Source organism: Edaphosphingomonas fennica (genome assembly GCF_003034225.1).
GTDB classification, from domain to species: domain Bacteria; phylum Pseudomonadota; class Alphaproteobacteria; order Sphingomonadales; family Sphingomonadaceae; genus Sphingomonas_E; species Sphingomonas_E fennica.
In genome coordinates, this window is sequence record NZ_PHHF01000065.1 from 103350 (window position 1) to 110239 (window position 6890).

Genomic DNA, 6890 nt, shown 5'->3' on the forward strand with positions numbered 1-6890 from the left:
CCCGGCCTTGGCTTCGCGGCCCCGCATCCTTATCTGAGCCCGCCGCCCGTGGAGACCCTTTGATGACCGAAGTGACCGTTGCCGCCCTCCAGCTCGCGCTCAGCGACGATGTCGATACCAACATCGCCGCCGTGTCCGAACTCGTGCGCGAGGCGGCGGCCGAGGGCGCGCAGGTCATCCTTCCGCCCGAGCTGTTCGAGGGCTATTATTTCTGCCAGATCGAGGATGAGGGCCTGTTCGCCCGCGCCAGGCCCACCGATCGCCATCCCGCGGTGCTGGCGATGCGCAAGCTGGCGGAGGAGCTGAAGGTCCATATCCCGACCAGCTTCTTCGAGGCGGACGGCCCGCACCATTATAACAGCCTCGCCATGATCGGGCCGGACGGCAAGGTGGCCGGCGTCTATCGCAAGAGCCACATCCCCGACGGGCCGGGCTATGAGGAGAAATTCTACTTCCGGCCCGGCAACACCGGCTTCAAGGTGTGGCCGACCGATCATGCCACGCTGGGCGTCGGCATCTGCTGGGACCAATGGTATCCCGAAACCGCGCGCACGATGATGCTGATGGGGGCGGAGCTGCTCTTCTACCCCACCGCGATCGGCAACGAGCCGCACGATCCCGATCTCGACACCAGCCGCCTCTGGCGCCGGGCGATGATCGGCCATGCCGTGTCGAACGTGGTGCCGGTGATCGCATCCAACCGCATCGGCACCGAAGGGACGATGACCTTCTACGGCCACAGCTTCATCGCCGACGAGCGCGGCGATCTGGTGGCCGAATTCGGCGCGAGCGAAACCGGCGTGCTCACCGCCACGCTCGATCTCGATCGCGTGAAGCGCCACCGCGCCGCCTTCGGCTTCTTCCGCGATCGCCGGCCGGACCTTTACGGCCGCCTCGCCCAGGATATCTGACGGACAAGAACGGCTGCCGCCGGCAGAACGGCACCGGCGGCCCCCCTCCTGATCGGCAAACCGCCTGCCGACATGCGGAGGGGAGTCGATTCCCGGCAAGCGCTCGGCTATCCCATTCGGGTCCAAGCCCTTTCAGGAAAGCCGTCCATGCGCCGCCGCACATTCCTTGCCGCCATTCCCGCCGCCGCCGCTGCCCCCGCCATGCTGCGGGCGCAAGCGCCCTCCCCCGCCCCCGCGCCGATCTGGACGCCGGGCGAGGTGCGGTTCGATCGGCCGGACGTGCATGGCGGCGATCGCCCGGTCGGGGCGAGCTTCGCCTCGCGCTCGGTGGTCTACGGGCTTTCGGGCGCCGCCGGCTCCGCGCAGCCGCTGGCCACGCAGGCGGGCATCGAAATCCTGAAGAAGGGCGGCTCCGCCGTCGATGCCGCCATCGCGATCAACGCCTGCCTAGGCTTCCTGGAGCCGACCGCCTGCGGCGTGGGCGGCGATCTCTACGCGCTGCTGTGGGACCCGAAGCAGGGCAAGGTCGATGGCCTCGCCAGCTCCGGCCGGTCGCCCCGCGCGCTGACCTTCGATATCGCCCAGTCGCGCACGAAGAACGGCCACCTGCCGGCTTATGGCGCCGCCTCGGTCTCGGTGCCCGGCACGGTCGCCGGCTGGTGGGCGCTCCACCAGCGCCACGGCAAGCTGAAATGGGCGGAGCTGTTCGAGCCCGCGATCGCGATGGCGGAAGGCGGCGTGCCGGTGGCGCCGATGATCGCTTATTATATCGGCCGGGCCATGGCCAATTTCACCAAGCCCGGCGCCGGCATCGAGGAAGTGGACAATGCCCGCAAGGTGTGGATGCCGAACGGCGCCGCGCCGAAGGAGGGCGATCCCTTCCGCAACCCCGATCTCGCCCGCACCTATCGCCTGATCGCCCAGGGCGGGCGCGACGCTTTCTATGACGGCCCGATCGCCGACACGATCGAGCGTTATTTCCGGCGCATCGGCGGCTGGATGACCCGCGCGGACCTCGCCGCCCATCAGGCGAAATGGACCAGGCCGCTGGAAACCACCTATCGCGGCATCGGCGTGCAGGCGATCGGCGAGAATACCCAGGGCCTCGCCACCCTGCAGATGCTCAACATCCTCGAGCATTTCGACATGGCCGGCGCGGGCTTCCAGTCGGCGCTGTCGATCCACCTGCAGGCGGAGGCCAAGCGCCTCGCTTATGAGGATCGCGCCCGTTATTACGCCGACCCGGAATATGCCAAGGTCCCGATGGAGTGGCTCGCCTCCAAGGAATATGCGGCGGAGCGCGCGCGGCTGATCCGCCCGGACCGGCTGATGACGGACGTGCAGCCCGGCAAGGCGCCGTCGCGCGGCGACACCACCTATTTCACCTGCGCCGACAAGGACGGGCTGATGATCTCCATGATCCAGTCCAACTTCCGCGGCATGGGATCGGGGCTGGTGGCCGACGGCCTCGGCTTCATGTTCCAGGATCGCGGCCAGCTCTTCTCCTTCCAGCCGGGCCATCCCAACATCTATGCGCCGGGCAAGCGCCCGTTCCAGACGATCATCCCCGGCTTCGCGACGAAGGACGGCAAGCCCTGGCTCAGCTTCGGCGTGATGGGCGGCGACATGCAGCCGCAGGGGCAGACGCAGATCATCCTCAACCGCACCGATTACGGCCTCGACGCGCAGGCCGCCGGAGACAGCCCGCGCTGGCACCATGAAGGGTCGTCCGAAAGCATGGGCGAGGATTCGGGCGACGAAGGCCCCACCGGCACGCTGCGGCTGGAAAAGGGCGTGCCCGAGGCCACCCGCACCCGGCTTGCCGCGATGGGCTGGAAGATCGGGGCGTCGGACGGCGGCTTCGGCCGCTACCAGTGCGTCGAGCGGATCGACCGCAACGGCGAGCGCGTCTATGCGGCGGCAAGCGAGATGCGCGCCGACGGCGTGGCGCTGGCCTACTGATCGCCTTCCCGGCCGGGTTCAGTTGAGCCCGGCCAGCAGCTCCGGCCGATAAGGCTGCAGCGATTCATGGTCCCCGGCGCGCACCTTGGCCGGCCAGGCCGGATCGCCCAGCAGCGATCGGCCGAGCGCCACCAGATCGAATTCGCCGCGATCGATGCGGCCGCGCACGTCGTCGAGATAATGGTCCGAAGGCTCGGCGACGCGGCCATAGACGTCCCCCTGCCCATATTCGAGCGCGGTCGCCGCCAGGCCGATGCCGCCGCCGGCGATGGTGGCGCGGCCGGTGATATGCTTGATCCAGCCGGCAAGGTTCAGGCCGCTGCCTGCGAATTCCGGCCGCCAGAAACGGCGCAGCGAACAATCGAACATGTCGACGCCGGCATCGGCCAGCGGCACCACCAGCGCCTCCAGATCGGCCGGGCTTTCCGCCAGCTTCGCGGCATAATCCGTCATCTTGAACTGGGAAAAGCGCAGCGCGATCGGGAAATCCGGCCCCACGGCCTTGCGGCAGGCGGCGACGATCTCGGCCGCGAAGCGCACGCGATCGGCGCCATAGGCATCGTCGCGGCGGTTGGTGCGGTGCCACAGGAACTGATCGATCAGGAAGCCGTGCGCGCCGTGGATCTCGATGCCGTCGAAGCCGATGCGCCGGGCGGCGGCGGCGGCCTCGGCAAAGGCCGCGATCACGGCGTCGATCTCCGCCAAGGTCATCGGCGGGCCTTCGATCCGCTCCGGCGCTGGCGGCCGGCCCACCTCGGCCCCCGCCAGCCAGATGCCGGACGGGCCGATGCCGCGCCAGGGCGGCGGCACCTGCGCGATGCCCTGCAGGCCGGCATGGGCAAGCTGCGGCATCATCCGCCCGCCGGCCCCGTGCACGGCCTCCGCCGCCTTCTGCCAGATCGCCAGCGCGGCCCCGTGGAAGCGCGGCTCATTCTCGTCGAAGGCGGCATTGTCGTGCCCAACGGCCGTCGCGCCGCTGATGATAAGGCCGGTGCCGCCTTCGGCCCGCCGCCGGAAATAAGCGGGATAATCGGGATGCGGCAGGCCGCCGGGCGCCTTGCCCTGCCCCATCGGCGCCATGACGATGCGGTTGGGCAGCGCCAGCGAACCCAGCGCCAGCGGCGAAAAGAGCGGATCGGTCATGGCCGGATTATGATCCGCCGCAAGCGCCATCGCCAGCCGGCGATCACGCCCGACCCGCCGATAGCGCCATAATCCGGCCCCCCAGGGATCGTCATGTCAGCCGGCGGGGCCTCCCGTCCTCCCCAAGGTGGATCACCACCGGAAAGCGGTGATCCCCCTCGAAGATCGTGCCGCTCCAGCCGCAAGATCGATTGGCGCGGCACCCGTCCTTCCGGGCGGGCATCACGAATGCGGCGCCGCGCACCCCAAGGTTGCGCGGCGCCGCATTGGCGAACCTATGCCGCCGCCGGCCCTTCCAGCGTCGCCATGTCGATGACGAAGCGGTAGCGCACGTCGGCCTTCTCCATCCGTTCGAACGCGCCGTTGATCTCCTGGATGGCGATCATCTCGCATTCGGGCAGGATGTTCTTCTTCGCGCAGAAGTTCAGCATCTCCTGCGTCTCGGCGATGCCGCCCACGGGCGATCCCGATATCCGCCGCCGTCCCATCAGCAGCGGCAGGGTGCTGATCTCGTCCACCAGCCCCAGCTGGCCCACGATCACCAGCGTCGCATCGATATCGAGCAGCGGCATATAGGGGCGGAGGTCATGCCGCACCGGCACGGTATCGATGATCAGGTCGAAGGCGTTGGCGGCGGCCGCCATCGCTTCCGCGTCGGTCGAAACCAGCACCCTGTCCGCGCCCAGCGCCAGCGCGTCGGCGGTCTTGGCGTCGCTGCGGCTGATGACAGTCACGTCGGCGCCAAGGCCCGCGGCCAGCTTCACCGCCATATGGCCTAGCCCGCCCAGGCCGATCACGCCCACCCGGCTACCCGGCCCCACATTCCAGGTGCGCAGCGGGGAATAGGTGGTGATGCCGGCGCAGAGCAGCGGCGCGGCGCGCGCCAGGTCCAGCCCTTCCGGGATGGAAAGCACGAATTCCTCGCGCACCACGACATGCTTGGAATAGCCGCCATAGGTCACGTCGCCGGTGATCCGGTCGCGGCCATTATAGGTCAGCGTCACGCCCTCGCGGCACATCTGCTCCTCATGGGCGAGGCACTGGTCGCAATGGCCGCAGCTGTCGACCAGGCATCCGACCGCGACGGCATCGCCCACCTTGTGCCGGGTCACGTCGCCGCCCACCTCGATCACCCGGCCGACGATCTCGTGGCCCGGAACGCAGGGGTATATGGTGCCCGGCCAGTCGCTGCGCGTCTGGTGCAGGTCGGAATGGCATACGCCGCAATAGAGGATCTCGATCGCCACGTCATCGGAACGAAGCTCGCGACGGTCGAAGCTGTAGGGAGCAAGCGGGGTCTCGGCGTTCAGCGCCGCATAGCCGGTGGTCTTCATCTTCACTCCTCGGGTGATGGTGGATGTGTGGTGTTGAATTGCGGGTCGGTCAGAAACGCTCGCCGACCATTTCCTCGCTTTTGGCCCACAGCGCCTTCGCCCGCTCGGGATCGAGGGCGTAGGGCTGCACGCCGTCGCGCCGCGAAGTGCCGGTGGCGATCTCGGCCACATGGCAATCCTCGGCATAACGTCCGCCGATCTCGTCCGGCGCGGCCACGATCGCCGCCCAGATCGAGGTGGCGGCGCCCTGTGGCACCGTCTTCCAGTGGAAGGCGGGCGCGCCCTCGGGCTGGTTCGCCGTAATGGATGCGATCAGCGCGTCCTGCGCCTCCTGGGTCATGTGGCGGCTCAGCTCGGTGCGGATCACGCCCGGATGCACGGCCGCCGCGCGGATGCCCCGGTCGCGATGGCGCCGGTCGAACTCCACCGCGAACAGGATGTTGGCGGTCTTCGATCGGCCATAGGCCACGAACTCTTCGTAAGCGGTATGATCGAAATTGGGGTCGTCCAGGTCGACGTCCGAATATCGGTGGCCGGCGGACGAAAGGTTCACCAGCCGGCCGCCCGGTTTCAGCAGCGGGGCGATCCGGTTGACCAGCACGAAATGCCCCAGATGGTTGGTGCCGAACTGCGTTTCGAAGCCGTCGGCCGTCACCCCCTTGGGGCAGGCCATCACGCCGGCATTGGCGATGATGATGTCCAGCGGCCGGCCATCGGCGATCAGCGCGTCGGCCGCCGCCCGCACGCTCGCCAGCGATGCGAGGTCGAGCCGGATCAGCTCCAGGCTGCCGCCGCCGTCCCGCGCCGCCGCGCGCACGCTTGCGGTCGCGGCTTCCGCCTTGGCGAGGTCGCGCGCCGCGCCCACCACGTCCGCGCCGTGCGCCGCCAGCGCCCGCGCCGTCTCCACGCCCAGCCCGGCGGAAACGCCGGTCACCAGGATGCGCCGGCCGGAAAGATCGACGCCTTCCAGCACCTCGTCGGTCGTCGATTCCGCGCCGAATATGGTCATGGCTGTTCTCCATTTCCGTGGAGGAGGCCCATCGCCCCCTCGAAGCCGGGGCCGATATGGATGGCAGTCCCCACTTCCGGGCGCCCGATCGTGTCGATCTCTTGCCTGATCCTATCAAAGCACGGGCCGGGATGCAGGCCCGCCCTTGCCACCGGATCGGCGCGCGCCAATCTTCGAGGCCATGCGCCATCAGCTCGATCAGATGCTCGCCCTTGCCGAGCGCCACCTCCACAACCCGCACCGGGAAGCCGCCCTCCCCCGCCTCGCCCTCTATGCCTGCAGCGGGCAGACATGCTCCACGGCCACGCTCTACCGGCCGATGCTGTGCCTGGTCCTGCAAGGCGCCAAGCAGGTGCTGATCGGCGATCGCGTGCTGCGCTACGATCCCGCATCCTATTTCGTCGCCTCGCTGGAATTGCCGGCATCCGGCCGCATCGTCGAGGCGAGCCCCGATTGTAGCGCGACGATTACGGAGTCCGGTCGGCGTCAATTTTGATGGCCGATAGGTGGCCGCGCCGGTTGGTGAATTCT

General features: G+C 68.7%; 6 protein-coding genes. 3 read left to right on the plus strand and 3 right to left on the minus strand.

Annotated features, from left to right (window positions below; all coding sequences use genetic code 11):
* The first annotated feature begins 62 nt into the window (after positions 1-62).
* Positions 63-911, plus strand: a complete 849-nt coding sequence (gene aguB, locus CV103_RS15575) for an N-carbamoylputrescine amidase (RefSeq protein ID WP_107395465.1) — start codon at positions 63-65, stop codon at positions 909-911.
* Positions 912-1058: 147 nt separating this feature from the next.
* The gene (gene ggt / locus CV103_RS15580) at positions 1059-2873 is read left to right on the plus strand and encodes a gamma-glutamyltransferase (RefSeq protein ID WP_107395466.1); all 1815 of its coding nucleotides are present in this window, start codon (positions 1059-1061) and stop codon (positions 2871-2873) included.
* Positions 2874-2891: 18 nt separating this feature from the next.
* Here the strand turns inward: ggt and CV103_RS15585 are convergent, their stop codons facing one another.
* From CV103_RS15585 to CV103_RS15595, 3 genes are all read right to left on the minus strand, one after another.
* Complete coding sequence (locus CV103_RS15585) at positions 2892-4016, minus strand: oxidoreductase (RefSeq protein WP_107395479.1); 1125 nt, start codon at positions 4014-4016, stop codon at positions 2892-2894.
* 275 nt (positions 4017-4291) lie between these two features.
* Positions 4292-5350, minus strand: coding sequence for an NAD(P)-dependent alcohol dehydrogenase (locus CV103_RS15590; RefSeq protein WP_107395467.1), 1059 nt, complete (start codon positions 5348-5350; stop codon positions 4292-4294).
* Between the two features lie 49 nt (positions 5351-5399).
* The gene (locus CV103_RS15595) at positions 5400-6359 is read right to left on the minus strand and encodes an SDR family NAD(P)-dependent oxidoreductase (protein ID WP_070934341.1); all 960 of its coding nucleotides are present in this window, start codon (positions 6357-6359) and stop codon (positions 5400-5402) included.
* A gap of 181 nt (positions 6360-6540) precedes the next feature.
* Between CV103_RS15595 and CV103_RS15600 the strand changes: the two genes are divergently transcribed.
* Positions 6541-6855, plus strand: a complete 315-nt coding sequence (locus CV103_RS15600; RefSeq protein WP_245896890.1) for an AraC family transcriptional regulator — start codon at positions 6541-6543, stop codon at positions 6853-6855.
* Positions 6856-6890: the final 35 nt, after the last annotated feature.

Bases quoted from the DNA above. Each gene is read 5' to 3' on its own strand.
- aguB (WP_107395465.1), top strand. From the start codon at position 63: ATGACCGAAGTGACCGTTGCCGCCCTCCAGCTCGCGCTCAGCGACGAT.
- ggt (WP_107395466.1), top strand. From the start codon at position 1,059: ATGCGCCGCCGCACATTCCTTGCCGCCATTCCCGCCGCCGCCGCTGCC.
- CV103_RS15585 (WP_107395479.1), bottom strand. From the start codon at position 4,016: ATGACCGATCCGCTCTTTTCGCCGCTGGCGCTGGGTTCGCTGGCGCTG.
- CV103_RS15590 (WP_107395467.1), bottom strand. From the start codon at position 5,350: ATGAAGACCACCGGCTATGCGGCGCTGAACGCCGAGACCCCGCTTGCT.
- CV103_RS15595 (WP_070934341.1), bottom strand. From the start codon at position 6,359: ATGACCATATTCGGCGCGGAATCGACGACCGACGAGGTGCTGGAAGGC.
- CV103_RS15600 (WP_245896890.1), top strand. From the start codon at position 6,541: ATGCGCCATCAGCTCGATCAGATGCTCGCCCTTGCCGAGCGCCACCTC.